The 24,510-nt window shown below is 74.0% G+C and carries 22 protein-coding genes and 1 tRNA gene; 14 read left to right on the top strand and 9 right to left on the bottom strand.

The features are described 5' to 3' along the window. Position 1: 1 nt before the first annotated feature. Together FHX78_RS03430 and iolC are read right to left on the bottom strand one after the other, a co-directional pair. Positions 2–877 carry a Cgl0159 family (beta/alpha)8-fold protein gene (locus FHX78_RS03430; RefSeq protein WP_145865979.1) on the bottom strand — a complete coding sequence of 292 codons (876 nt, stop codon included), beginning with the start codon at positions 875–877 and terminating at the stop codon, positions 2–4. Between the two features lie 14 nt (positions 878–891). Continuing rightward, on the bottom strand, positions 892–1,884 hold the full coding sequence (iolC, locus tag FHX78_RS03425; protein WP_145865978.1) for a 5-dehydro-2-deoxygluconokinase: 993 nt from the start codon (positions 1,882–1,884) through the stop codon (positions 892–894). Between the two features lie 318 nt (positions 1,885–2,202). Between iolC and FHX78_RS03420 the strand changes: the two genes are divergently transcribed. From FHX78_RS03420 to FHX78_RS03390, 7 genes are all read left to right on the top strand, one after another. Next, on the top strand, positions 2,203–3,222 hold the full coding sequence (locus FHX78_RS03420) for a sugar ABC transporter substrate-binding protein (RefSeq protein ID WP_145865977.1): 1,020 nt from the start codon (positions 2,203–2,205) through the stop codon (positions 3,220–3,222). After that, entirely contained in the window at positions 3,222–4,298 is a 1,077-nt protein-coding gene (locus tag FHX78_RS03415; protein WP_145865976.1) for an ABC transporter permease, read from the top strand. The genes FHX78_RS03420 and FHX78_RS03415 overlap by 1 nt, the downstream gene beginning before the upstream one ends. A 5-nt stretch (positions 4,299–4,303) precedes the next feature. Then, the gene (locus tag FHX78_RS03410) at positions 4,304–5,215 is read left to right on the top strand and encodes an ATP-binding cassette domain-containing protein (RefSeq protein WP_145865975.1); all 912 of its coding nucleotides are present in this window, start codon (positions 4,304–4,306) and stop codon (positions 5,213–5,215) included. A gap of 1 nt (position 5,216) precedes the next feature. Next, positions 5,217–6,119: a sugar phosphate isomerase/epimerase family protein gene (locus tag FHX78_RS03405; protein ID WP_145865974.1), complete on the top strand. Its 903-nt coding sequence runs from the start codon at positions 5,217–5,219 to the stop codon at positions 6,117–6,119. Positions 6,120–6,141: 22 nt separating this feature from the next. Beyond that, positions 6,142–7,161, top strand: coding sequence for a Gfo/Idh/MocA family protein (locus FHX78_RS03400; protein ID WP_145865973.1), 1,020 nt, complete (start codon positions 6,142–6,144; stop codon positions 7,159–7,161). Between the two features lie 142 nt (positions 7,162–7,303). Continuing rightward, on the top strand, positions 7,304–7,969 hold the full coding sequence (locus FHX78_RS37135) for a hypothetical protein (protein ID WP_189908572.1): 666 nt from the start codon (positions 7,304–7,306) through the stop codon (positions 7,967–7,969). Next, the gene (locus FHX78_RS03390) at positions 7,966–8,970 is read left to right on the top strand and encodes a hypothetical protein (RefSeq protein ID WP_145865972.1); all 1,005 of its coding nucleotides are present in this window, start codon (positions 7,966–7,968) and stop codon (positions 8,968–8,970) included. Before FHX78_RS37135 ends, FHX78_RS03390 begins: the two co-directional genes overlap by 4 nt. Before the next feature lie 55 nt (positions 8,971–9,025). Here the strand turns inward: FHX78_RS03390 and FHX78_RS03385 are convergent, their stop codons facing one another. Genes FHX78_RS03385 through FHX78_RS03375 form a run of 3 tightly spaced genes read right to left on the bottom strand, consistent with a single transcriptional unit; the run spans position 9,026 to position 12,050 of the window. Further along, on the bottom strand, positions 9,026–10,030 hold the full coding sequence (locus FHX78_RS03385) for a Gfo/Idh/MocA family protein (protein ID WP_145865971.1): 1,005 nt from the start codon (positions 10,028–10,030) through the stop codon (positions 9,026–9,028). A gap of 52 nt (positions 10,031–10,082) precedes the next feature. Continuing rightward, positions 10,083–10,859 carry an SDR family oxidoreductase gene (locus tag FHX78_RS03380; protein WP_145865970.1) on the bottom strand — a complete coding sequence of 259 codons (777 nt, stop codon included), beginning with the start codon at positions 10,857–10,859 and terminating at the stop codon, positions 10,083–10,085. Between the two features lie 15 nt (positions 10,860–10,874). Continuing rightward, positions 10,875–12,050 (bottom strand): phytanoyl-CoA dioxygenase family protein, encoded by a 1,176-nt coding sequence (locus FHX78_RS03375; protein ID WP_145865969.1) that lies wholly within the window; start codon positions 12,048–12,050, stop codon positions 10,875–10,877. Positions 12,051–12,159: 109 nt separating this feature from the next. On the opposite strand from FHX78_RS03375, the gene FHX78_RS03370 reads away from it, so the two are divergent. Next, the gene (locus FHX78_RS03370) at positions 12,160–13,191 is read left to right on the top strand and encodes a LacI family DNA-binding transcriptional regulator (RefSeq protein WP_145865968.1); all 1,032 of its coding nucleotides are present in this window, start codon (positions 12,160–12,162) and stop codon (positions 13,189–13,191) included. Here FHX78_RS03370 and FHX78_RS03365 read toward each other — a convergent pair. Then, positions 13,181–14,332, bottom strand: coding sequence for a Gfo/Idh/MocA family protein (locus FHX78_RS03365; protein ID WP_145865967.1), 1,152 nt, complete (start codon positions 14,330–14,332; stop codon positions 13,181–13,183). The two genes, FHX78_RS03370 and FHX78_RS03365, sit on opposite strands and share 11 nt — an antisense overlap. Positions 14,333–14,573: 241 nt before the next feature. Here FHX78_RS03365 and FHX78_RS03360 point away from each other — a divergent pair, with 241 nt between their 5' ends. The 4 genes from FHX78_RS03360 to FHX78_RS03345 are packed head-to-tail and all read left to right on the top strand — an operon-like array spanning position 14,574 to position 17,819. Beyond that, on the top strand, positions 14,574–15,224 hold the full coding sequence (locus tag FHX78_RS03360; RefSeq protein ID WP_145865966.1) for a GntR family transcriptional regulator: 651 nt from the start codon (positions 14,574–14,576) through the stop codon (positions 15,222–15,224). A 47-nt stretch (positions 15,225–15,271) separates the two neighbouring features. Beyond that, positions 15,272–16,024, top strand: a complete 753-nt coding sequence (locus FHX78_RS03355; RefSeq protein WP_145865965.1) for a PIG-L deacetylase family protein — start codon at positions 15,272–15,274, stop codon at positions 16,022–16,024. Beyond that, entirely contained in the window at positions 16,021–16,728 is a 708-nt protein-coding gene (locus FHX78_RS03350; RefSeq protein WP_145865964.1) for a 4-carboxy-4-hydroxy-2-oxoadipate aldolase/oxaloacetate decarboxylase, read from the top strand. The genes FHX78_RS03355 and FHX78_RS03350 overlap by 4 nt, the downstream gene beginning before the upstream one ends. 29 nt (positions 16,729–16,757) lie before the next feature. Then, on the top strand, positions 16,758–17,819 hold the full coding sequence (locus tag FHX78_RS03345; RefSeq protein ID WP_145871607.1) for a 4-oxalomesaconate tautomerase: 1,062 nt from the start codon (positions 16,758–16,760) through the stop codon (positions 17,817–17,819). A 57-nt stretch (positions 17,820–17,876) separates the two neighbouring features. On the opposite strand, the gene FHX78_RS03340 is transcribed toward FHX78_RS03345, so the two are convergent. Beyond that, a complete protein-coding gene (locus FHX78_RS03340; protein ID WP_167531670.1) occupies positions 17,877–18,455 on the bottom strand; it encodes a TetR/AcrR family transcriptional regulator in 579 nt (192 codons plus the stop codon). Between the two features lie 196 nt (positions 18,456–18,651). Here FHX78_RS03340 and FHX78_RS03335 point away from each other — a divergent pair. Then, positions 18,652–18,725, top strand: a tRNA-Pro gene (locus FHX78_RS03335). A 160-nt stretch (positions 18,726–18,885) separates the two neighbouring features. On the opposite strand, the gene absR1 is transcribed toward FHX78_RS03335, so the two are convergent. Continuing rightward, positions 18,886–19,971, bottom strand: coding sequence for a beta-glucuronidase AbsR1 (absR1, locus tag FHX78_RS03330; protein ID WP_145865962.1), 1,086 nt, complete (start codon positions 19,969–19,971; stop codon positions 18,886–18,888). Positions 19,972–20,067: 96 nt separating this feature from the next. Between absR1 and FHX78_RS03325 the strand changes: the two genes are divergently transcribed. Continuing rightward, entirely contained in the window at positions 20,068–21,843 is a 1,776-nt protein-coding gene (locus tag FHX78_RS03325; protein WP_167531669.1) for a helix-turn-helix transcriptional regulator, read from the top strand. A gap of 6 nt (positions 21,844–21,849) precedes the next feature. Here the strand turns inward: FHX78_RS03325 and FHX78_RS03320 are convergent, their stop codons facing one another. After that, positions 21,850–24,423, bottom strand: coding sequence for a CHAT domain-containing protein (locus FHX78_RS03320; protein WP_229923940.1), 2,574 nt, complete (start codon positions 24,421–24,423; stop codon positions 21,850–21,852). Between the last annotated feature and the right edge of the window lie 87 nt (positions 24,424–24,510).

The following is a 24,510-nucleotide window of genomic DNA, read 5'->3' as shown; positions in this document are numbered from 1 at the left end:
CTCACAACAGGCCGACGGCCGTGTCCACCGCCGTCTCCACACTGCCCCCGGCCGGGTAGAGCAGCGAGCGGCCCACCACCATGCCCTGCACGGTGGGCAGCCGCAGCGCCTTGCCCCACCGCTCGTACGCCGCCTCCTGGTCGCCGACCTCCCCGCCGAGCAGGACCACCGGCAGCGTCGAGGCGCGCAGCACCGCCTCCATGTCGTCGACGTCGTCGGTGACCGGGAGCTTCAGCCAGGTGTAGGCGGAGGTGCCGCCCAGGCCGGAGGCGATGGCGATGGAGCGGGTGACGGCCTCCGCCGACAGGTCGTTGCGCACCCGGCCGTCCACCCGGCGCGAGATGAACGGCTCTACGAACACCGGCAGCCGGTGCTCCGCCATCGCGTCGACGGCGCGGGCGGCGGACTCCAGCGTGGCCAGCGAGCCGGGGTCGTCGTAGTCGACGCGGACCAGCAGCTTGCCCGCGTCGAAGCCCAGCCGGGCGATGTCCTCGGCGCGGTGGCCGGTGAAGCGGTCGTCCATCTCGAAGGACGCGCCGGCCAGACCGCCCCGGTTCATCGACCCCATGACGACCTTGTTCTCCAGGACCCCGAGCAGCAGCAGGTCCTCCAGGATGTCGGCGGTGGCCAGCACCCCGTCCACACCCGGCCGGGACAGGGCCACGCACAGGCGTTCCAGCAGGTCGGCGCGGTCCGCCATGGCCAGGGGCCGGCCGCCGATGCCGAGCGCGCCCCGGGCGGGGTGGTCGGCTGCCACGATCATCAGCCGGCCGCTGTCGCCGATCAGCGGGCGGCGGGCCCGGCGGGCGGCGGCCTCGGCGACGGCCTCCGGGTGGCGGGCCCGGACCGTCGTGAGGTCGGAAATGCTGAGGTTCAAGGGAGGGGCTCCGTTCAGGGCTGGCTCGGCAGGGCCGCCGCGTGCGGCGACGCGGCCCGCGCGAGGAGGTCCGCGACCTCCGGTTCGGTCGGCATGGCGGACGAGCAGGCGAGGCGCGAGGCGACGAGGGCACCGGCGGCGTTGGCGTGGCGCACGGTCCGCTCCAGGTCCCAGCCGGAGAGCAGGCCGTGGCAGAGCGAGCCGCCGAAGGCGTCGCCCGCGCCGAGGCCGTTGACCACCTCGACCGGCACCGAGGGCACCTCGGCCCGGGTGCCGTCGCGGTGCGCGGCGAGCACGCCCCGGGGCCCCTGCTTGACCACGGCCAGCTCCACGCCGGCCGCCAGCAGCGCCTCGGCGCAGGCCGCGGGCTCGCGCTCCCCGGTGGCCACCTCGCACTCCTCGACGTTGCCGACCGCGACGGTGGCGTGCCGCAGGGCCTCGCGGTAGTACGGGCGGGCCTGCTCGGGGTCGCGCCAGAACATGGGGCGCCAGTCGAGGTCGAACACCGTCGTGCCGGCCCTGTTGCGGGCCTCCAGGGCGCCGAGGGTGGCCGAGCGGCTCGGCTCCTCGCTCAGACCGGTGCCGGTGACCCAGAAGATCCCGGCCGCGCGGACGGCGGCCAGGTCCAGCTCGTGGGGGTGGATCTCCAGGTCGGGGGCCTTGGGGCGGCGGTAGAAGTACAGGGGGAAGTCGTCCGGCGGGAAGATCTCGCAGAAGGTGACGGGAGTGGGGTAGGCGGCGACCGGCGTGACCCAGCGGTCGTCGACGCCGAACTCCCGCAAGGCGTCGTGCAGGTAGCTGCCGAAAGGATCGGCCCCGGTACGCGAGACCAGCGCCGCGGAACGGCCCAGACGGGCGGCCGCGACGGCCACGTTGGCCGCGGAACCGCCCAGGAACTTCCCGAATGTCTCCACTTGCGACAGCGGAACGCCGGTCTGCAGCGGGTAAAGGTCGACCCCGATGCGGCCCATGGTGATCAGGTCGAAATACTGTGGTGAGTCGGCCATCGATCGACGCTCCTCGAGGTCTGGGGATGCGGGTCCCAGGACGCCCTGCCACGGTGGGGACGTGCGATCCGGGGACCTGCCGCTTCCCAGGTGTAGGTCTCGGAGGGCGGCGATGTCAATAGTTTGTACTTACATTCGGACTAGCTCGTGAAATGATGTCTTAACAAAGTATTGACAGCAGGCGGTTCTGGGGATTGGATCGCACCCCAGCACGACCGCCGTGTTCCATGGCACACCCACCCGGACTCCCGAGGTTCCGGGCACCGGATCCTCGGAATCCCGCCCTTTCCCCGCGTAGCACAGTGAGGTGCAGGACAGATGGACCGCTCTTCTCACATCCGCCTCCGCAGAGTCGCGCCGTTCGTCGCGGTCGCGGCGGCAGCCGCTCTGACCCTCGCCGGCTGCTCCAGCGGTTCCGGTGGCAAGAAGGCCGAGGAGGGTGGTGCCGACGCCTCGGCGGGCAAGGCGGACACGCCGCGCATGACGGTCGCCCTGGTCACCCACCAGGCCCCCGGCGACACCTTCTGGGACATCGTCCGCAAGGGCGCCGAGGCCGCGGCGGCCAAGGACAACGTCAAGCTCGTCTACTCCTCCGACCCCAACGCCGGCAGCCAGGCCACCCTGGTGCAGAACGCGATCGACCAGAAGGTCGACGGCATCGCGGTCACCCTGGCCAAGCCGGACGCGCTCAAGGACGTCATAGCGAAGGCCGAGGCGGCCGGCATCCCCGTCGTCGGCCTCAACTCCGGCCTCAGCGACTGGAAGGACCTCGGACTGCTCGAGTTCTTCGGCCAGGACGAGTCGGTGGCGGGCGAGGCGTTCGGCAAGAAGCTCAACGAGGTCGGCGCGAAGAACGCCGTCTGCGTCATCCACGAGCAGGGCAACGTCGGCCTGACCCAGCGGTGCGACGGGGTGAAGGAGACCTTCGAGGGCGAGACCCAGATCCTCAACGTCAACGGCACCGACATGCCGTCGGTGAAGTCGACGATCACCGCCAAGCTGAAGCAGGACTCCTCCATCGACTACGTCGTCACCCTCGGCGCCCCCTTCGCACCGACCGCCGTGCAGTCGGTGGGCGACGCGGGCAGCGAGGCGAAGGTCGCCACCTTCGACCTCAACAAGGACCTGACCAAGGCGATCGACGCCGGCGACATCGAGTTCGCCGTGGACCAGCAGCCCTACCTCCAGGGCTACCTCGCCGTCGACGGCCTGTGGCTCTACAAGAACAACGGCAACTACAGCGGCGGCGGCGAGCAGCCGGTGCTGACCGGCCCGGCGTTCGTCGACAAGTCCAACGTCGAGGCGGTCTCCGAGTACGCCGCGAAGGGCACTCGGTGATGAGCATGGCCCAACAGGCTGAGCCGGCGGTGAACACACCGCCGGCCCCCGGCCCGCACCAGACCGACGGCCGCACCGCGCGGCGCCCGCTCGCCCTGCGTCTGCTCGCCCGGCCCGAGGTCGGTGTCTTCCTCGGCGCCGTGGCCGTGATGGTGTTCTTCCTGTTCGCCGCGCCCCCGGTGCGCGACGGCAGCTCCATGGCGAACATCCTGTACCAGTCGTCGGTCATCGGGATCATGGCGCTGCCCGTGGCCCTGCTGATGATCGGCGGCGAGTTCGACCTCTCGGCCGGTGTCGCCGTCGTGGCCTCGGCGCTGACCGCCGCCATGCTCAGCTACCAGCTCACCCTGAACGTGTGGATGGGCGTGATCGTCGCCCTGGCGGTCTCCCTGGGCGTCGGCGCGTTCAACGGCTGGATGCTGGTCAGGACCGGGCTGCCGAGCTTCCTGGTCACCCTCGGCACCTTCCTGATCCTCCAGGGCGTCAACCTGGCGGTGACGAAGCTGGTCACCGGCAACGTCGCCACCGACAGCATCGGCGACATGGACGGCTTCGACCAGGCGAAGGCGATCTTCGCCTCCAGCTTCGAGGTCGCGGGCGTCCAGGTGAAGATCACGGTGGTGTGGTGGCTCGTCTTCGCCGCCCTCGCCACCTGGGTGCTGCTGCGCACCAAGTACGGCAACTGGGTCTTCGCGGTCGGCGGCAACAAGGACTCCGCCCGCGCGGTCGGCGTCCCCGTCACCTTCACCAAGATCTCCCTGTTCATGCTGGTCGGCTTCGGCGCCTGGTTCGTCGGCATGCACAACCTGTTCTCCTTCAACACCGTGCAGTCCGGCGAGGGCGTGGGCCAGGAGCTGATCTACATCGCCGCGGCGGTCATCGGCGGCTGTCTGCTGACCGGCGGCGCGGGCAGCGCGATCGGCCCGGTCTTCGGCGCCTTCATGTTCGGCATGGTGCAGCAGGGCATCGTCTACGCCGGCTGGAACCCGGACTGGTTCAAGGCCTTCCTCGGCGTGATGCTCCTCGGCGCCGTCCTCATCAATCTGTGGGTCCAGCGCACGGCGACCCGGAGGTGACCGCAATGACCGACAAGACCACCGGCAGCCACGTCGCCGGCACGAAGGACACCGCGCCCGGCGGCGAACACCCCCTGGTCGAGCTCCGCTCCGCCGGCAAGTCCTACGGCAACATCCGCGCCCTGCACGGCGTCGACCTGACCGTCCACCCCGGCAAGGTCACCTGCGTCCTCGGCGACAACGGCGCCGGCAAGTCCACCCTCATCAAGATCATCTCCGGGCTGCACCAGCACACCGAGGGCGAGTTCCTCGTCGACGGCGCACCGGTGCGCTTCTCCTCCCCGCGCGAGGCCCTCGACAAGGGCATCGCCACCGTCTACCAGGACCTCGCGGTCGTCCCGCTGATGCCGGTGTGGCGCAACTTCTTCCTCGGCTCCGAGATGACCAAGGGCCCCTGGCCGCTGCGCCGCCTCGACATCGAGCGGATGAAGAAGACCGCAGACGAGGAACTGCGCAACATGGGCATCGTCCTGGACGACCTGGAGCAGCCCATCGGCACGCTCTCCGGCGGCCAGCGACAGTGCGTCGCCATCGCCCGCGCCGTCTACTTCGGCGCCCGCGTGCTGATCCTGGACGAGCCCACGGCCGCCCTCGGCGTCAAGCAGTCCGGCGTGGTCCTGAAGTACATCGCGATGGCCCGCGACCGCGGCCTCGGCGTCATCTTCATCACCCACAATCCCCACCACGCCTACATGGTCGGCGACCACTTCAGCGTCCTGCGCCTGGGCACGCTGGAACTGAGCGCCGCCCGCAGCGAGGTCGGTCTGGAGACGCTCACCAACCACATGGCGGGCGGCGCCGAACTGGCCGCCCTCAAGCACGAGCTGGCCCAGGTCGGCGGCGTCGACACCGAGGAACTCCCCGAGGAGGGCGACCTCCGGGCCCCCGCAGCCGCAACTCCGGAAGGACAGTCCTGACATGGCAGTCGCGCTCGACCGCATCCGGGTCGGTTCCGCCCCCGACTCCTGGGGCGTCTGGTTCCCCGACGACCCGCAGCAGGTGCCCTGGCAGCGCTTCCTCGACGAGGTCGCCGAGGCCGGCTACTCCTGGATCGAACTCGGCCCCTACGGTTACCTCCCCACCGACGCCGCCCGCCTCACCGACGAGGTGAACCGGCGGAACCTCAAGGTCTCCGCCGGCACCATCTTCTGCGGCCTGCACCGCGGACCCTCCGAGTGGGACAGCACCTGGGAGCAGGTCAGCCGCGTCGCCGCCCTCACCCGCGACATGGACGCCAAGCACCTCGTGGTCATCCCGTCGTTCTGGCGCGACGACAAGACCGCCGAGATCCTGGAGGCCCCCGAGCTCACCACCGAGCAGTGGGGCCACCTCACCCGGGGCATGGAACGCCTCGGCCGCGAGGTGAAGGAGACCTACGGGCTCGACATCGTCGTCCACCCGCACGCCGACACCCACATCGACACCGAGGAACACGTCGAGCGCTTCCTCGACTCGACCGACTCCGACCTGGTCAACCTCTGCCTGGACACCGGTCACTACGCCTACTGCGGCGGCGACAGCGTCAAGCTGATCGAGACCTACGGCGAGCGCATCGGCTACCTCCACCTCAAGCAGGTCGACCCGGACATCCTCGCCGACGTCGTCAAGAACGAGGTGCCGTTCGGACCCGCCGTGCAGCGCGGGGTGATGTGCGAACCGCCCGCCGGCGTCCCCGAGCTGGGCCCCGTCCTCACGGCCGCGCAGAAGCTGGGCGTGGACCTCTTCGCGATCGTCGAGCAGGACATGTACCCCTGCGAGCCCGACAAGCCGCTGCCGATCGCCGTCCGCACCCGCAAGTTCCTGCGTTCCTGCGGCGCCTGACGATCCCGAGGGGAGGCGAGGGATGAACCCGAGCGAGCCACTGCGCGTCGCCGTCGTCGGCACCGGCCGCATGGGCGCGGACCACGTACGCCGGATCGACCGGGTCATCAGCGGCGCCCGGGTCACCGCCGTCGTGGACGTCGACGCCGAGCGGGCCAAGTCCGTGGCCGCGGGCGTCGACGGCTGCACCGCCCACACCGACCCGGCCGCCGCGATGGCGTCGGCCGACGTCGACGCCGTACTCGTCGCCTCCCCGGGCCCGGCCCACGAGGCCGCCCTGCTCACCGCGTTCGAGCACGACCTGCCCGTCCTGTGCGAGAAGCCGCTCACCCCCGACGCGGCCTCCGCGCTGCGCGTCATGGAAGCCGAACAGGCCCTCGGCCACCGCCGCGTCCAGGTCGGCTTCATGCGCCGCTACGACGCCGAGTACGTACGGCTCAAGGCCCTGCTGGAGACCGGGCGGCTGGGCCGCCCGCTGATGCTGCACAACCGGCACCGCAACGTCGCCAGCCCGGCCTTCTTCACCAGCTCGATGCTCATCAGCGACTCCGTGGCGCACGAGGTCGACGCCACCCGCTGGCTCCTCGGCCACGAGATCACCGCCGTCACCGTCCTGCGCCCCACCCCGTCCTCCGGCGCCCCCGAGGGCCTGCGCGACCCGCAGTTCGTCGTCCTGGAGACCGACGGCGGTGCCCTCTCCGACGTCGAGATCTTCGTCAACTGCGGCTTCGGCTACCAGGTGCGGGCCGAGGCGGTCTGCGAACGCGGCACCGCCCGCATCGGCGACGGCCACGCCCTGATCACCAGCGCCGAGGGCCGCTGGGGCGGCACCATCACCCAGGACTGGACCGAACGCTTCGCCCAGGCCTACGACGACGAGGTCCAGGCCTGGGTCGACAGCACCCGCCGCGGCGAGGTCGACGGCCCGAGCACCTGGGACGGCTACGCCGCCGCGGCCGTCTGCGAGGCCGGCGTCCGCGCGCTGGAACAGGGCGGCCGGGCCGAGGTCTCCCTGGTGGAGAAGCCGCCGCTGTACCGGTGAACGGGTGACACGGCGGCACCGCGGAGTCAACTCCCGTCGCTCGCGGGGACTTTGCGCCGTCGTACGCCACGCCCTACCCTCGTGCCGTGCGCGCAGCCGGTGAGGGTCCAGCGAAGCGAAGCCGCCGGGAGCCCCGGTGGAGGTGACGACGCTGCTCCTCCTCGGCGCCGCGGGCGGCGCGCTCAGAGGGCTGCTCGACGTCTACATCCGCTTCCTCGACTGGCAGGCGGATCGCAGGGCCCACCGCAGATCACCCGCGGACCAGGAGGGCCAACCACCGCGCTTCGCCGACCACTTCGACCCGGTCGGCGACTCCGTGGCCGCCGTGGTGCACAGCGCGATGGGCGCGGGAGCGGCGGTGCTCTTCGGCACCACGGGCCAGATCAGCGGCGCCTACGCGGCGCTGGTCGTGGGCATCTCCGCGCCGGTCATCCTGACGCAGCTGGGGCGCGTGCAGTCGGTCAGCGACGCGCTGACCGGCCCGCCCGCCACCGAGGCGGCCCCCGGCGCAGGAGCGCCGGCCACGGAAACGGGGGCCGGCACCGGACCGTTCCCCGCCGCACCGCCCGCACCGCCCGCACCGCCTGAACTTGCCGCACCGCCCGGGCCCGCCGCGACTGCCGGGACGGGCGTGCCGGACGGGTCCCGCGCACCGGTGCGCTCCGTCACCTCCGTACCGCAGCCGCCGTACCCGCCGTCCCGGGGCATGCCGGAGGACGGCGCCGACGGGCCGGACCCCGCCGCCGGGGGTGCCGGCCGTACACCGCTGTCCCGTGGTCCGGCCCTGGGAGAGGAGGGCTCGACGTGACTCCACGACCGTCGGCGTTCCGCCGGGCCACCGCCGGTGTCGTTGCGGCGGGCGGCCCCGTGCGCCGGCCGCCCACGGTCGTCCAGCAGCGGCACCTCCCCCTCGGACGGCGCCTGCTCGTCTCCCTCCTCGGCGTCCGCGTACGGCCCGAGCGGCCCGGCGCGCTCCCCGGCTCCGTACCGGAGGTGAGCGGACGGCGGACCTCCGGGGCGGTCCTCCACCCGGGGACCCTCCCGGCCCCCGCCGGCCCTCCCGCGGAGCGGTACGCCGGCCCGGACGCCGCGCTGCGTGAGGACCGGATCACGTACGAGCGGCTCCTCGACCAGGCGCTGACGTCCCTCGCCCGCTCCCCGGAGACCGCAGGCGGTCCCTGGCCCGGCCCCGAGCAGTTGCGCGGTATGGCGCTCAACGCCCGGGAGGCCGTCATGGCGGCGGCGGCGGCCGAGTACCAGCACTTCCTGCGGGTCAGGGCGGAGCGGCTGGGGCCGTCGACGGCGGTGCCCGCGTGGGGCGGGCCGGCCGGCCCGGGCCCGGGAGGCGCGGCCCAGCCCGCCCCGTACGCCCCTGCCGGGACGGGACGCCGGAAGTCCGCCCGGGGGGTGAGCGCCGTGCTGCTGGGGGCGGCGGCACTGACGCTGCTGCTCCTCGCCCTCGCCCTCGGATCGGCGGGCCGGGAACACGACCTGGCAGGGGCGCTGGTGACCGCCGGCCTGTGCCTCGCCTCGGTCACGGCCGGGCTGGTCCTGACCGCGCCGGCGCGGCGCCGCAGGCTACGGCGCGCCCGCCGCACCGTCCCCGACAGGCGGTACGACGATCCGTACGCGGAAGTGGAACGGGCCAGGCTGGCCTGGCACACGGCCCTGCTGGAGCGCGGCATCCTGCCGTTCCTGCGGCAGGCGATCGGCACGGCGGGCGGTCCGGCGGGGGAGCCGCCCCGTACGACCCACGCGCCGCCCGCCGGCCACCGGGAGCCGGGCGATCCGGATCGCCGTCCCGAGTGATGCGGTGCGGCCCTCCCCGGCCCGGACGGGACCGGGGAGGGCCGGACGCGACCGGTCAGGCCCCGCGCACCTCATCCACGGTCACCGGACGGTGCTCGTGCAGGGACAGGGTGCAGGCCTCGGCGATCCAGCCGGCCTCCAGGGCGTCCGCGACGGTGCACGGTGAGGGGCGGGTGCCCGCCACCACCTCGGTGAACGCGGTCAGTTCGGCGCGGTAGGCGGCCGCGAAGCGGTCCATGAAGAAGTCGTGCGGGACGCCCGCCGGGAAGGTGACGCCCCGCTCCACCGACCGCAGCGGCAGCTTGTCCTCCAGGCCCACCGCGATGGAGTCGGTGAAGCCGTGGATCTCCATGCGCACGTCGTAACCGCAGGCGTTGTGGCGGCTGTTGGAGACCACCGCGAGGGTGCCGTCGTCGAGGGTGAGGACCGCGCCGGTGGTGTCGGCGTCGCCCGCCTCCCTGATGTAGTCGGCGCCCCGGTTGCCGCCGGCGGCGTACACCTCGCGCACCTCGCGGCCGGTCACCCAGCGGATGATGTCGAAGTCGTGCACCGAGCAGTCGCGGAAGATGCCGCCGGAGGCGGCGACGTACGCGGCCGGCGGGGGCGCCGGGTCCAGCGTGGTGGAGCGGACGGTGTGCAGCGTGCCCAGCTCCCCGCTGCGCACGGCCGCCCGGGCGGCCACGAAGCCCGCGTCGAAGCGCCGGTTGTAGCCGATCTGGATCGGCACGTCACGGCCCTCGACCGCCTTCAGGACCGCCACGCCCTCGGCCATGGTGCGGGCGACGGGCTTCTCGCAGAAGACCGGGACGCCGGCCTCCGCACAGGCGAGGATCAGCCCCGGGTGGGCGTCGGTGGCGGCGGCGACGACCACGCCGTCCACGCCGGCCGCGAGCACCGCCTCGGGGGAGTCGGCGACCGCGGCGCCGAAGCGTTCGGCGGCGGCCTTCGCGGCGTCCGCGAACGGGTCGGAGACGACGAGGGACTCGACGGCGTCGAGCCCGGACAGGGTCTCGGCGTGGAAGGCGCCGATGCGGCCGAGGCCGAGGATTCCGATGCGCATGGGGGAGGGTGCTCCTTGGGTGCGGGGGTCGTACGAGCGGGGGAGGGGGAGGTCAGTCGAGGCCGCCCAGGACGTTCTGGTCCCAGTCGATCACGGAGCCGGTGACCACGCCCGAGCGGTCGGACAGCAGCAGGACCACGAAGTCGGCGATCTCGTCCGGCAGGCCGAGCCTGCCCATCGGCAGCCGCGCGGCCGCCTGCTCGCGCCAGTCGTCGCCCGCCCCGTGGAAGGCGCGCTGGGTGGCGTCCTCGCCCTCGGTGGCGGTCCAGCCGATGTTCAGGCCGTTGACGCGGATCCGGTCCCACCGGTGGGCGTGCGCGGCGTTGCGGGTCAGGCCGGCGAGTCCGGCCTTGGCGGCGACGTACGGCGCCAGGAACGGCTGCCCGCCGTGCGCCGAGGAGGTGATGACGTTGACGATGGTGCCGGGCGCCCCGCGCCGCAGCATGTCCGCGACCGCGGCCTGCATGGCGAAGAACGGGCCCCTGAGGTTGACGGCGATGTGCCGGTCGAACAGGTCGGGCGTGGTGTCGAGGAGCGTCCCGCGGGAGGTGAGGCCCGCGGAGTTGACCAGGCAGTCGACGCGGCCGTACGCCGCGACGACCCGCGCGACGGAGTCCTTCGCCTGCTCGGCGTCCGCCAGGTCGGCCCGTACGAACACCGCCTCGCCGCCCGCGCCGGTCAGTTCCGCCACCAGTGCCTCGCCGGGTTCCGGGCGCCGCCCGGTGACGGCGACCGCCGCCCCCTCACGGACCGCGGCCCGCGCGACGGCGGCACCGACCCCCTGGCTGCCGCCGTTGACGAGGACGACCTTGTCGTCGAGAAGTCCCATGCCGCAGTGCTCCCTTCAGCTCTCGCGCCGCTGCACCGCGGCCCGCAACTCGCCGCGCAGCGTCCGCGGGGTCCACCCCTCGCGCAGCGCCCGGCGCACCACGTCGGCCTGCGAGGGCGGGGCGAGGCCGTCGACCGGCGGGTCGCTGTCGAGGTTGGTGGGGAACGGGTAGCCCTCGGCGCTCGCCGCGATCACGTTCTCCAGCCACCGCTCGCCGGCCCCCTCGGCCTTGCGCCCCAGCAGCACCGGGTAGACGGCACCGGCCACCGCCTCGCGGTCCACGGTCTCCATCGCCCGCCCGAAGGCGGACGACACCTGGAGCAGGTTGGCCATGCGCCGGATGTCCGCCGACCGGTTGGCGCCCGCGGCGTGGAACAGCGCCGGGTTGAAGAACACCGCGTCGCCCTTGGCCAGCGGCAGCTGCACGTGGTGCTCCGCGAAGTACTCCTGGAACTCCGGGAGCCGCCAGGCGAGGTAGCCGGGCTCGTACTTCTGCGAGTGCGGCAGGTACAGCGTGGGGCCGGACTCGACGGGCATGTCACAGTGCGCCACCGCGCCCTGGAGGGTGAGCGCGGGGGAGAGGCGGTGCACCTGCGCCGGGTAGGCGGCGGCCGCCTCGTTGGAGAGGAAGCCGAGGTGGTAGTCGCGGTGCACGGTCTGCGCGGCGCCGCCCGGGTTGACCACGTTGACCTGCGAGGTGACCTGGTAGCCGGGGCCCAGCCAGGCCGAGGACACCAGGGCGATCACGTCGTTGGCGTAGTAGTCGGCGAATGCCTGCGGGTCGTACAGGGCGGCCTTCTCCAGGGCGTTCCACACCCGGTCGTTGGCGCCCGGCTTGGCGAAGTGGTCGCCGGCGGTGGCGCCCGAGGCGCGCTGCTCGGCGATCAGGGCGTCGAAGACGGCCGTGGCCCGGTCGACCACCGCCGGGTCGGGGAAGGCGCCGCGCACGACCACGATGCCGGGACCGTCGGTGAGGGCCCGCACCAGCTCGGCCTGGACCTCCCGGCGGTCGGCGAGGGCGAGCCGGTCGGCGTCGTAGAGCAGCACGTCGCGCTCCACCGCCGAGGCGTGCGGGTGGGCGCCGGGGTCGGTCGACTGCTCGACCAGCGCGCGGAAGGCGTCCAGGTCGCAGTCCCGTTCGGACAGCCAGGCGGCCGGCGCGGGGGTCTGCTGCGGAGTGGATACGGACATGAGGCCGTCCCTTCGGGTCACGGAGCGACGCGGCGGATGCCATTCTTGTCAGTACAAACCCCTCGAACAACCAGCAGGAAGCCATCAAAAACCCCTCAGGAGCCGGCGCATGGGCCACCCCTTCCCGATCCGGGAAATCGCACGTCAGGCAGGGTTGAGCGAGGCCACGGTGGACCGTGTCCTCAACGGCAGGGGAGGGGTGCGGGAGAGCACCGCGCGCGAGGTGCACCGGGCGATCGCCGACCTGGACCGGCAGCGCACCCAGGTCCGCCTCGTCGGCCGGACGTTCATGGTGGACATCGTGATGCAGTCGCCGGAGCGGTTCTCCACCGCCGTCCGCACCGCCCTGGAGGCCGAACTGCCCTCCCTGCACCCGGCGGTGGTCCGCTCCCGCTACCACTTCCGCGAGACCGGACCGGCCGCCGCGCTGGTTGCGGTGCTCGACCGGATCGGCCGGCGCGGCTCGCAGGGGGTGGTCCTCAAGGCGCCCGACGTGCCCGAGGTGACCGCCGCCGTCGGACGGCTCGCGGCGGCGGGCGTCCCGGTGGTGACCCTGGTGACCGACCTGCCCGCGAGCGCCCGGATCGGGTACGTCGGCAGCGACAACCGGGCCGCGGGCGCCACCGCCGCGTACCTCATGGGGCAGTGGCTGGGCGAGCGGCCCGGCAACGTCCTCACCAGCCTCTCCAGCGGCTTCTTCCGCAACGAGGAGGAGCGCGAGATGGGCTTCCGCAGCGCCATGCGCGCCCGGCAGCCGGGGCGCGCGCTGGTCGAGATCGCCGAGGGCCAGGGCCTGGACGCCACCCAGTACGACCTGGTCCGGGCCGCCCTGGAGCGGGACCCTGAGATCCGGGCGGTCTACTCGATCGGCGGCGGCAACATCGCCACCCTGCGCGCCTTCGAGGACGCCGGGCGCGAGTGCGCCGTGTTCGTCGCGCACGACCTGGACCACGACAACACCCGGCTGCTGCGCGAGCACCGGCTGTCCGCCGTGCTCCACCACGATCTCCGGCACGACCTGCGCGAGGCCTGCCACATCGTGATGCGGGCCCACGGCGCGCTGCCGTCCGCGGGCCCCACCCTGCCGTCCGCGATCCAGGTCGTGACGCCCTACAACATGCCCGCCACGGCTACGGGGTGACCCAGGCGCCGCTCTCCGCCGACCGTGCCATCGCGTCCAGTACGGCGGCACTGTGCACCGCGTCGGCGAGGGTCGCGCCGTGCGGGACGCCCTCGGCGACGGAGCGCAGGAAGCGGTACGCCTCGATCACCTTGAGGTCGTCGTAGCCCATGGCGTTCGCCGCGCCCGGCTGGAAGGCGCCGAACTCCCCGTGGCCCGGGCCCACGTAGACGGTGCTGACCGGCTGGTCCTGGTAGGTGGTGCCGCGGCTGACGCCGAGCTCGTTCATCCGGCGGAAGTCCCACAGCACCGCGCCCTTGGTGCCGTGCACCTCGAAGCCGTAGTTGTTCTGCTCGCCCACCGACACCCGGCAGGCCTCCAGCACCCCGCGCGCGCCGGAGGCGAAGCGCAGCAGGGAGCTGACGTAGTCCTCGTTCTCCACGGGGCCGAGTTCGCCGCCGGCCGCGCGGGCGTGACCGGCCGTGGCACCCGTCGGGCGGGCCCGCTCGGGCAGGAAGACGGCCGTGTCGGCGGTCAGCGAGGCGATGTCGCCGAGCAGGAAGCGGGCCAGGTCGGCGCCGTGCGAGGCCAGGTCGCCGAGGACGCCGCTGCCGCCGCGTTCCCGTTCGTAGCGCCAGGTCAGGGCGCCTTCCGGATGGGCGGCGTAGTCGCTGAACAGCCGGACGCGGACATGGGTGACGGTGCCGATCTCCCCGGAGGCGATCAGCTCGCGGGCCGCCTCCACGGCGGGCGCGTTGCGGTAGTTGAAGCCGACCGCGCCCTGGACGCCCGCCTTGGCGACCGCGTCCGCGACGGCGCGGGCGTCCTCGACACCGAGGCCCACCGGCTTCTCGATCCAGATGTGCTTGCCCGCCTCGGCCATCGCGACACCGATCTCCCGGTGCAGGAAGTTGGGGGCGGTGATGCTGACGGCCTTCACCCGGGGGTCGGCGGCCACCTCGCGCCAGTCGCGGGCCGTCGAGGCGAAGCCGAACTGGGCGGCGGCCTCCTCGGCCCGGCCCGGCACCTCCTCGGCGACCGTGACCAGCTCGGGCCGGACGGCCAGCCGCGGGTAGTGGTGGCGCACGCGCGCGTACGCCTGGGTGTGCACCCGCCCCATCCAGCCGAATCCGACGACGGCGACACCCAGCGCATCCACCATGAAAGCCTCTCTCCGGCCCGTTGCCTGTTCTGCCCGCTCACCCTCTTCGGGGACCGCCGTCATGTCAACCGTTTGACAGGACAATGCGCCGTCCTTCCGGCCGCCCTCGGGGCCCGCTCTGCTGCCCCGCCTTCTGGCGCGATGGCGGCCCACCTGTCGTCGACAATATGGCGAACGAAATTGTTGACAATCTTGTCGGCTAGATTTACGTTCGACAGGCACTCACTCAGGGAGGGCGACCATGCCGAACCAATCCCGTCCGGGCTCCGGAGAGCAGGCCAGACAGCTTGCGCTCGGGCAGCTGCGGGAGGCGATCCTGCGCGGCGAGATGGTGCCGGCGCAGCGGCTGGTGGAGAACGAACTCGCCGAACGGTTCGGCGTGACCCGGGCCAGCATCCGGGCCGCGCTGATCGAGCTGGAGTCCCAGGGACTGGTGGAGCGGATCCGCAACCGTGGTGCACGGGTGCGGGTGGTGACCGTCGAGGAGGCGGTGGCCATCACCGAGTGCCGCCTGGTCCTCGAAGGGCTCTGCGCGGCCAAGGCGGCCGCCGCCGTCACCGACGGACAGCTCGCCGAACTGACGCGGCTGGGCGCGGAGATGCGCAAGGCCGTGGCCGGCGGCGAACCGCTGACCTACTCGGAGCTCAACCACGAACTCCACGTCAGGATCCGCGAGTTCTCCGGACAGCGGACGGCCGTGGCGCTCCTGGAGCGGCTCAACGCCCAACTGGTGCGCCACCGCTTCCAGCTGGCCCTGCGACCGGGCCGTCCGCAGCGATCCCTGAACGAGCACCTGGCCATGATCGAGGCGATCGAGGCCAGGGACCCGCAGGCGGCCGAGGCGGCCGTCCGCGCCCACCTCACCAGCGTCATCGAGGCGCTGCGCGACTGAACCGCGCACCGAGGCGGGCGCCCCTGTCCACGAAGGAGAACCCAGCCATGACGCACGGCAGCACGCCCGCCCCCGCCCCACGTTCGACCCTCGTGGTCACCGCGCACGCGGGCGACTTCGTCTGGCGGGCGGGCGGCGCCATCGCGCTGGCCGCCTCGCGCGGCGAGAAGGTCACCGTCGCCTGCCTCACCTTCGGTGAGCGCGGCGAGTCCGCCAAGGCCTGGCGGGAGGGCAGGAAGCTGGAGGAGATCAAGGCGATACGCCGGGAGGAGGCCGAGAAGGCCGCCGCCACCCTGGGCGCCGAGGTCCGCTTCTTCGACGCCGGCGACTACCCGCTGACCGCCACTCCCGAGCTGACCGACCGGCTCGTCGAGGTCTACCGCGCCACCCAGCCCGACGTGGTGCTCACCCACCCGGTCGAGGACCCCTACAACGGCGACCACCCCGCCGCACACCGCATGGCCCTGGAGGCCCGCGTCCTCGCCCAGGCCATCGGCTACCCCGGCCCCGGCGAGATCATCGGCGCCCCGCCCGTCTTCTACTTCGAGCCGCACCAGCCCGAGATGAGCGGCTTCCGGCCCGAAGTGCTCCTCGACATCACCGAGGTGTGGGAGACCAAGCGCAGGGCCATGGAGTGCCTGGGCGCCCAGCAGCACCTCTGGGACTACTACACCGACCTGGCCGTCCGCCGCGGCGTCCAGCTCAAGCGCAACGCCGGCCCCAACCTGGGCCTGCCCCACAAGACCATGGCCGAGGCGTTCATGCGCCCGCTCCCGCAGATCGCGAAGGAGCTGGCGTGAGCGGCGTCATCGTCACCAACCCGCCGAAGGCACCGGCCGAGGACGTCGAGGCGCTCGCCCGGTACGGCGTCGCCACCCTCGGCGAGGCGATGGGCCGCACCGGCCTGCTCGGCCCCGGCATCCGGCCCGTCCAGCAGGGCGTACGCGTCGCCGGCACCGCGGTCACCGTGCTCTCCTGGCCCGGCGACAACCTGATGATCCACGCCGCCGTGGAGCAGTGCGGCGAGGGCGACATCCTGGTCGTCACCACCACCTCGCCGTCCACCGACGGCATGTTCGGCGAGCTCTTCGCCACCGCGCTGCACCGGCGCGGCGTGCGCGGCCTGGTCATCGACGCCGGTGTCCGCGACACCCAGGAACTGCGGGAGATGGGCTTCGCGGCCTGGTCCCGGGCCGTCAGCGCGCAGGGCACCGTCAAGGCCACCGGCGGCTCGGTCAACGTACCGGTCGTCGTGGACGGCCGGGTGGTCCGCCCCGGTGACGTGATCGTCGCCGACGACGACGGTGTAGTGGTCGTGCCCAGGGGGAAGGCGCGCCGGACGGCGGAGGCCTCCGAGGCCCGGGAGCGGAAGGAGGCCGCCTCCCGCGCCGCCTTCCTCGAGGGCCAACTCGGCCTCGACCGCTACGGCTTGCGCGAGAAGCTGAGGCAACTGGGCGTGACCTACCAGCCGTACGAGGAGTACGCGGCCGGGGAGCGGCCGTGACCGCCTCCGACGGGGTGCGCTGCACCCTGATGCGCGGCGGCACCTCCAAGGGCGCCTACTTCCTCGCCGGTGACCTGCCCGCCGAGGCCGCCGCCCGCGACGACCTGCTGCTGCGGATCATGGGCAGCCCCGACCCGCGCCAGATCGACGGCCTCGGCGGCGCCCACCCGCTGACCAGCAAGGTCGCCGTGGTCTCCGCCTCCGAGGACCCGGACGCCGATGTCGACTACCTGTTCCTCCAGGTCGCCGTGGACGCGCCCGAGGTCACCGACCGGCAGAACTGCGGCAACATCCTCGCCGGGGTGGGCCCCTTCGCCGTCGACCGCGGACTCGTGCCGGCCGACGGCACGCGGACGTCCGTCCGCATCCGCATGCTCAACACCGGCGAACGCGCCGTCGCGACCTTCCCGACCCCGGGCGGGCGCGTCGACCTCACCGGGGACGCCGAGATCTCCGGCGTGCCGGGCACCGCCGCCGCGGTCGTCATCGAGTTCCCGCAGGGCGACAGCCCCCTGCTGCCCACCGGGAACGTCCGCGACACGGTCGCCGGAACCGAGGTCACCTGCGTCGACAACGGCATGCCGGTGGTGCTGGTCCCGGCCGCCGCGCTCGGCGTCACCGGCTACGAGAGCCCCGGGGACCTGGAGGCGGACCCGGCGCTGGCCGGCCGGCTCCGGGAGATCCGGACGGCCGCCGGACGGCTGATGGGCCTGGGCGACGTCGAGGGCACCACCGTGCCCAAGCTGACCCTGCTCGCCCCGCCCCGGCACGGCGGCGCCGTCACGACCCGCACCTTCATCCCCGTGCGCTGCCACACCTCCATCGGCGTCCTGGGCGCCGCGAGCGTGGCGGCGGGACTGCGCGTCCCGGGCGGCGTGGCGGAGGGCATCGCGGACCTCCCGGACGACGGCGACCGCGTACGCGTCGAGCACCCCAGCGGATTCCTGGAGGTCGACGTCCACCTCGACCCCGGCTCCCTCGTGGTCCGCCGCACCGCCGTCGTCCGCACCGCCCGCACGCTCTTCGACGGCACCGTCTTCCCGCGCCCCGCCGCCACGGCACCGACCCCCCCGCCCCGGAGGCACCCATGACTCCGCCGCTCGGTGACATCGCCTGCGCCACCGCCACCCGCGAGGACATCCTGCCTGTCAGCGTCCGGTGCGCACTCCGTCCAGGGCGACGGACAGCACCCGGTCGCGCTGGGCGTCGTCGAGGAAGTGCGTCGCGGTGATCCCGGCCACCATCCGCAGCAGGTCGTCGAAGCCGATGTCGCCCCGGGCCCGCCCGGCCCGCTGCGCCCGCTCGAACAGCGGGCCGCCCGCCGCGTACATCGACTCCCGGCAGGCCAGGAAGATGTCCGACTCGCCGTCCAGCGCCTCCCGGATGGCCCGCTTGGTCACCGTGTAGTCCACGAACCGGCGCAGCCACGAGGACAGTGCCTCCCACGGCTCCCGGTCGGCGACCTCCCCGGCGAACCGGCACAGGTCGTTCACCTCGCCCGCGTAGACGCTCTCGAACAGATGCCGGCGGGTTGGGAAGTTCCGGTAGAGCGTGCCGATGCCGACGCCCGCCCGGCGCGCGACGTCCTCCAGGGAGGCCTCCGAGCCGTGCTCGGCGAACGCCGCGCGGGCCGCGGCCAGCAGGGCGTCGTAGTTCCGGGCGGCGTCCTTCCGGTGCGGTCGCCGGGACGCCACGATCTCGCTGACGGGGAACGGCTGGGCGGTCACGGCGGTCTCCGGAGGGGCTCGAATGAAACGGAGGGATTCCTCCGCTACAGTGGAGGGATTCCTCCACTTTAACAGTGGGGGTCCGGCCGCCGTGGACGCGTGCGCCCGCACGGGGCCGACCCGTCGTCCCGGTGTCACCTCGCACATGCGGTAGGGTTGACCTGCGTGATCACGCGGTTCACCGCGCGGGACGCATCGGGACGTGGCGCAGCTTGGTAGCGCACTTGACTGGGGGTCAAGGGGTCGCAGGTTCAAATCCTGTCGTCCCGACGGAGAACGCCCGAGGAGCCGTACCGGAGACATCCGGTGCGGCTCCTCGCGTTGCGCCTGGGCCGGAGTGACGTCCCCCTCCCCCGAAGGAGACGTCACCCCGGCCGCTCCCCCGGCGCCGGACAGTGGTTCCGGTGCCCGTGGCCGGCCGGCCGTGCCGTTACCAGCACATGACCGCCGTCTCGCCCGGACCCCACGCGGAGTACAGGCGGACACGGACGTAATAGCGGCGGCCCTTGACGAGCCGGGCCGCGAGCGTGGCGTTGCCCGGGGTGCCCCCGTCGTCGCGGCCGGCGAGGAAGCGGGGCTCCCCGTCCCGCTCCTCGAAGAGCACCACGACCCGGTCCGCGTCGCCGAAGGTGCCCACCGTGTAGTCACGGGTCTCCGGCGGCTCGATGCGGAAGTCCGCCTGCTCACCGGGGCCCAGTCCCAGCGGCACCGAGCGGAACGGCACCAGCGCGGGCGGCCGGGGCGGATCGGCCGGCGGGTACCGGCGGAGCACGAACTCCTTGTCCGAGGGGGACAGCGTGCCGGGCGGGTGCACACCCCCGCGGTACTGCTCGGGCTCGAGGATGAGCCCCGGCGGGAACGCGTACTGCATGATCGACTGCGGGTCCCAGACGGAGCCGTTGACCTCGTCCGGGCCGAGCCTGCGCAGCACGTTGTGGTGCGTGCGGTCCCGGCTCCAGTGGTTCGGTGCGCCCGCCAGTTCGGCGTAGACGGCCTCGTCGTCCCAGTGCAGACCGGCGTACGGGCTCTGGTGCTCGTGCAGCATGCCGAGCGCGTGCCCGATCTGGTGCAGGGCCGTCGCGCGTTCGCCCGGTGCGGTCAGGTCCCAGCCGAAGTTCATGGTGCGGTCGTGCACGCCGATCCGCAGCGCGTCGCGGCCCACGGCCGACCAGGACCCGTCACCGGACTGGAAACCGATGCGCAGCTCCGCCTCGGTGCGGTCACGGACCTCGCTGAAGACCAGCCCGAGCCCGAGCCCCCGCCACTCCTCGAAGCACTCGCGCACCACGTCCTGCTGCTCCTTGGCGCCGCCCCACGGAACCCAGCGGGTGCGCCCGGTCCCCGGCACGGTGATCTCGGACCCGTCCCGGTCGCCGTCGAAGAAGCTGTAGTGCAGCACGGTGCCGTTGACCCACAGCCGCCGCCCGCCGGCCAGCGCGCCGAGCCGCTCGGCGGCCAGGCCCGGCGCGAACGCGGGGGCCGGCTGCTGCGGCAGCGAGCAGTAGCGAGCGGTCATGGACGTCAGACTGCCGTGCCACCCGGGCCGGGCGCCTGAGTCGGGGTCTGCTCAAGTGGCCCTGTATCAGGCGTGAGTATCCGTGCTCCTGTTCTCGTGACGACTTCGCGACACGATGCCACCGGGCCGTACGAGCCGTACTCGAGGGACACGACGACACCGCGGCCGCCCTGGCCGTTCACCGGCCGGGAGGACGAACTCGACCTGGTCCGGGCCTCGCTGAGCGGCGTGCGGCGCGGCCTGGTGGTGACCGGTCCGGCGGGCCGGGGCAAGACGCGGCTCGTCACCGAGGCCGTCCGCGGCACCGACTGCGCCCGCGTCACCGGGACGCCGCGCACCCGGCACCTGCCCTTCGCCGCCTTCGCCCCCCTCCTGCCCGAACCCGTCACCCTGCACGCGGCGCTGCACCACCTCTCCGGGGTACGGACCCTCCTGGTCGACGACGCCCACCTGCTCGACGACTCCTCCGCCGCCCTGCTCCACCAGCTCGCCGTGCACGGACGCGCCCGGCTGCTGGTCGTCGTCACCGACGGCGAACCCGTACCACCGGCCGTCTCCCGGCTGTGGACCGGGGAACTGCTGCCGCGGCTGGCGCTGCCGCCGCTGTCCCGGGAGGCGACCGCGCGGCTGCTGTCGGCCGGTGCCGGCGACACCCCGGAACCGCTCACCGCGAACCGGCTGCACCGGCTGTGCGACGGGGACCTGAGGCTGCTGCGGGACCTCCTGGACGCGGTCCGCGACCACGGCCGGCTCACCCGTGACGCGGGCACCTGGGCCTGGCGGGGACCGGTTCCGCTCACCCCCGCCGTGCGCGACCGCACCGCCCACCTCCTGGAGCGCGTCCACCCGGAGGAGCGGGAGGCGCTCGACCGCCTCGCCTTCGCCGAACCCCTGCCGCTCGACCCGGACGACCTCGACGCCACCGTCCTGGAGCGCCTGGAGAGCGACGGCCTGATCCACGTCGACGACCTCCCCGGGGACCCCGGCTCCGCCCGGCCGGGAGGAGCCCCGACGGGGGTCCGCCTCGCCCACCCCCTGCACGGTCCCGTCCTGCGGGCCGCCGCCGGGCGGCTCAGGGCCCGCCGGCTGACCCGCGCGGCCCAGGATCCCGCCCCCGCCCTGGACGCCGAGGCGGCGGAGCTGAGCCGGCGCATCGACCGGGCCGACGTCGCCGCCGGCCCGCCGCCCGTGGGGGACCGGCTCGTCGCGGAGGGAGCCGCGGTCCCGGCCGCGCACGCGGCGCTGCGCGCCCGCTACGCCCGGCTCCGCGGCGAACTGGCGGAGGCGGCCGCCTGGGCGCGCGAGGGCCTGCGCACCACCCCCGACGACCCGTCCTGCCGCGCCGAACTCGCCCGCGCGGACGGAACCCCCGACGTCTGCGGCGACCCGTACGACGCCGTGCGCCTGGGCACCCCCGGACGGGCCGCCGGCCGGCTCACCGGTGTGTTCGCCGCCCACGCCGACGCGCTGGCCCGGGCCGACGGACCCGCGCTGGCCCGGGCGGCCGAGGAGCTCCAGCGGCGCGGCTTCCTGCTGTTCGCCGCCGAGGCGCACGCCCAGGCCGCGGCGGCCCACCGGGAACCGCACGCCGCCCGCACCGCCCGCACCCGCGCCGCCGCCCTCGCCCGCCGCTGCGGGGGCGCCCGCACCCCGGCGCTCGCGGGCCTGGTCCTGGGCGAACTCACCACCCGGCAACGGCAGATCGTCACCCTCGCCGCTTCCGGCCTCAGCAACCGCCAGATCGCGGAACGCCTCACCCTGTCCGTCCGCACCGTCGGCAATCACCTGCACGGCGCCTACACCCGCCTCGGCACCACCACCCGCACGGCGCTGCCCCACCTGGCGGACCTGCCCCGGCCGCAACCGGCCTGACCGGGATCAGGCCGCCCCGAAGGCGGTGAAGGCCCAGCCCGTGGCGCGGTGCAGGGCGTCGGCCGGCTGGGTGGCGCGGGCGTCGCGCAGGGCCTCGGCCAGGGAGAGACCGGCGTCGAGCCCCTTGTGCAGTGCGACCATCAGCGGGACCACCGCCGCGTCGTTGACCGGCGCGCTGCACGCCACCACACCCGCCGTGCCCAGCGGCAGCAACGCGGTGACCAGACCGAGCAGTTCGTCCGCGCCCACGGTGGCGAACCGGGCGGTGTCGCAGCAGGACAGGATGATCCGGTACGGGCTGCGGTCCAGCCGCTCGAAGTCGTGCACGATGAGCGGCCCGTCGGCCATCCGCAGCGAGGAGAACAGCGGGCCGTCCGCGCGGAACACGCCGTGCGCGGCGATGTGCGCCAGCCCCGCACCGTCCAGCTCCCCGAGCACGCGCGGCACCGTCACCTCCTCGTGCTCCAGGACGGTGGCCCCGGCGTAGCGGTCGGCCAGCACCGGCACCTCCGCACCGCCCGTGGCCAGTCCCGGGCCGCGCACCAGCACCTGGCGGCCGACCGGCGGCGGCGCGGTCTCCCGCGCCCGCAGCCAGCTGCTCGCCGACGGCGACACACTCAGCACCCGCTCCCGCAGCGAGGGCAGCAGCGCCCACGGCACCCGGTGCAGCCGCCCCGGCGGCACGATCACCACCGGACCGTCGCCCAGATGCGCCGCGGCCGGTCCCAGCAGCAGCTCCTCCAGCCGCCGCCCCGCGGCCTCCACCACCGGCAGCCGCGCCTGGGCCCCCGGATGGGCCAGCCGCCGCAGCCCCGCCTGCACGTGCTCGGCCTCGGTCTCCGCCGCCGCCAGCAGCCCCGCCTCGAACCGCCGCACCCGCCCCTGCCCGCACAGCAGCACCTGCACGCGCCCGTCGAGCACGGCGAGCTCCACCAGCTGTCCGTCGTCGCCCTCGTCCAGCCGCGCCAGCAGCCGCCCCACGTCGAAGCGGTGCCCGCCGTCGGGCGCCTCACCGCGCATGTGCAGGGTCCGGGAGCGGATCTCCCGTTCCAGCCGCCGCTGTTCCCGCTCCAGCGCGGGCACCGGCTTGCCCTCCATGCGGGCCTCCTCCGCGCGGGCGGCGATCTCGCGGTAGGCGGTCATGCCGCTGAGCAGCGTCGGGTCGGCGGGCGGCCGGGTGGGCGGGGTGGACAGGGCGGTCGCCCGCCACCGCTCGCTCCACACCATCAGCCGCCGCGGCCCGCCCGAGACCAGGCTGGCCTTCTGCGCGAGGGCGGCCAGTTCCGCGCCCTGCGCGGTGGCGCGGGCCCGCAGCTCCGAGGCGCCCAGCGTCATCCGGTGGTCGTCCAGCACGTCCAGGCCGCGCCGGCACGCCTCCAGCACTCCCCGCGGGGAGCCGGCGGCCTGCGCGCGCAGCGCCTGCGCGGCCCAGCCCGTCATCCGCGCCAGCGGCGGCCCGCCGCGCCTGCTGCGCGCGGCGAACGCCAGATGCCGCTCCGCGTCCGCCGTCCAGCCGAGGTCCAGCGCGATCCGGCCCGCGAGCAGGGACGCCTCGGGGGCGGCCGGGGCGCCGAGCGCGACCAGCTTCTCCGCCACCGCCGCCGCGTCCGCGACCAGCCGGCCCGAACCGCGCCCGGCCGCGTGCCGGGCCCCGGTCAGCACCAGCCGCGCGTGCGTCTCCCACCAGGTGCGCCGCTGCCCCGCGAACAGCCGCACGGCGAGCGCCGCGCGGGCGATCGCGGTCTGCGGATCGTCCGCCAGCCGGGCCGCCCGCGCGGCGGCCAGCAGCAGTTCCGCCTTGCGCGTGGACTGCCCGCCGATCCCGTCCAGCGCCCTGATCGCCGCGTCCGCCTCGGCCAGCGCCTCCACGGGCAGCCCGGCGGCCATCAGCACCTCGCAGCGCCGGATGTTCAGCATGAACGTCGGCGTGCCCAGCTTGGCGTACCGCTCCTCCGCCTCGTCGAGCAGCCGCAGCGCCACCGGGATGTCACCGGAGCGGAACGCGGCCAGGCCCCGGCTCTCCACGGCGTCCGCCTTGTCGTGCTCCTGGCCGGTGGTGTCCCACAGGGCCTCGGCCGCCGTGAAGTCCGCGTCCGCCCGGTCCACCGCGCCCAGCGCCAGGTGCACCGTCGCCCGCAGCGTCAGCGCACGCGCCGTCCAGATCACGTCCTCGGCCTGCCGCAGGACGGGAATCGCCCGCCGTACGTCCTCCAGCGCCTCTCTGTGATGGCCCAGCACCCACCACGCGTACGCCCGCCGGAACAGCACCCGGGCGCGGGTGTGGCCGGTGCCGCGCTCGACACCCCGCCGCAGCGCGTCCATTCCCTGCCGGGTGCGCCCCGCGTGCACCAGTGCGACCCCGAGCGTGGCCAGGACGTCCGCCTCCCGCTCGGCCGAGTCGGCGCGCGCCGCCCAGGCGCGGGCCCGCCGCAGATGGCTCAGGGCGAGCCGCATGTCGCCGAAGTCCCGCTGCCAGATGCCGATCACCTGATGGGCGACGGAGGCGTGCAGGGCCGGGGGACGGTCACCCAGCACCTCTTCCGCCCTCGCCAGTGCCTCACCCGGGGCGGCGAACACCATCGGCAGCAGTTCCAGCACCGTGTCGCTTCCCGCTGTCACCCCACGATGGTAGTGGTCCGCAACCACGCGCCACAGGTGTGACGTTGT

Origin of the sequence: Streptomyces capillispiralis (genome assembly GCF_007829875.1) — a bacterium.
Lineage (GTDB): Bacteria > Actinomycetota > Actinomycetes > Streptomycetales > Streptomycetaceae > Streptomyces > Streptomyces capillispiralis.
Note: the sequence above shows the minus strand (reverse complement) of the source record. Positions and strands in the feature narration are given on the sequence as shown.

What these genes read in the sequence shown, in the direction of transcription:
- iolC (WP_145865978.1), bottom strand. Translation starts at nt 1,884, where the DNA reads ATGGCCGACTCACCACAGTATTTCGACCTGATCACCATGGGCCGCATC.
- FHX78_RS03420 (WP_145865977.1), top strand. Translation starts at nt 2,203, where the DNA reads ATGGACCGCTCTTCTCACATCCGCCTCCGCAGAGTCGCGCCGTTCGTC.
- FHX78_RS03415 (WP_145865976.1), top strand. Translation starts at nt 3,222, where the DNA reads ATGAGCATGGCCCAACAGGCTGAGCCGGCGGTGAACACACCGCCGGCC.
- FHX78_RS03410 (WP_145865975.1), top strand. Translation starts at nt 4,304, where the DNA reads ATGACCGACAAGACCACCGGCAGCCACGTCGCCGGCACGAAGGACACC.
- FHX78_RS03405 (WP_145865974.1), top strand. Translation starts at nt 5,217, where the DNA reads ATGGCAGTCGCGCTCGACCGCATCCGGGTCGGTTCCGCCCCCGACTCC.
- FHX78_RS03400 (WP_145865973.1), top strand. Translation starts at nt 6,142, where the DNA reads ATGAACCCGAGCGAGCCACTGCGCGTCGCCGTCGTCGGCACCGGCCGC.
- FHX78_RS03385 (WP_145865971.1), bottom strand. Translation starts at nt 10,030, where the DNA reads ATGCGCATCGGAATCCTCGGCCTCGGCCGCATCGGCGCCTTCCACGCC.
- FHX78_RS03380 (WP_145865970.1), bottom strand. Translation starts at nt 10,859, where the DNA reads ATGGGACTTCTCGACGACAAGGTCGTCCTCGTCAACGGCGGCAGCCAG.
- FHX78_RS03375 (WP_145865969.1), bottom strand. Translation starts at nt 12,050, where the DNA reads ATGTCCGTATCCACTCCGCAGCAGACCCCCGCGCCGGCCGCCTGGCTG.
- FHX78_RS03370 (WP_145865968.1), top strand. Translation starts at nt 12,160, where the DNA reads ATGGGCCACCCCTTCCCGATCCGGGAAATCGCACGTCAGGCAGGGTTG.
- FHX78_RS03365 (WP_145865967.1), bottom strand. Translation starts at nt 14,332, where the DNA reads ATGGTGGATGCGCTGGGTGTCGCCGTCGTCGGATTCGGCTGGATGGGG.
- FHX78_RS03360 (WP_145865966.1), top strand. Translation starts at nt 14,574, where the DNA reads ATGCCGAACCAATCCCGTCCGGGCTCCGGAGAGCAGGCCAGACAGCTT.
- FHX78_RS03355 (WP_145865965.1), top strand. Translation starts at nt 15,272, where the DNA reads ATGACGCACGGCAGCACGCCCGCCCCCGCCCCACGTTCGACCCTCGTG.
- FHX78_RS03345 (WP_145871607.1), top strand. Translation starts at nt 16,758, where the DNA reads ATGCGCGGCGGCACCTCCAAGGGCGCCTACTTCCTCGCCGGTGACCTG.
- absR1 (WP_145865962.1), bottom strand. Translation starts at nt 19,971, where the DNA reads ATGACCGCTCGCTACTGCTCGCTGCCGCAGCAGCCGGCCCCCGCGTTC.
- FHX78_RS03320 (WP_229923940.1), bottom strand. Translation starts at nt 24,423, where the DNA reads ATGGTGTTCGCCGCCCCGGGTGAGGCACTGGCGAGGGCGGAAGAGGTG.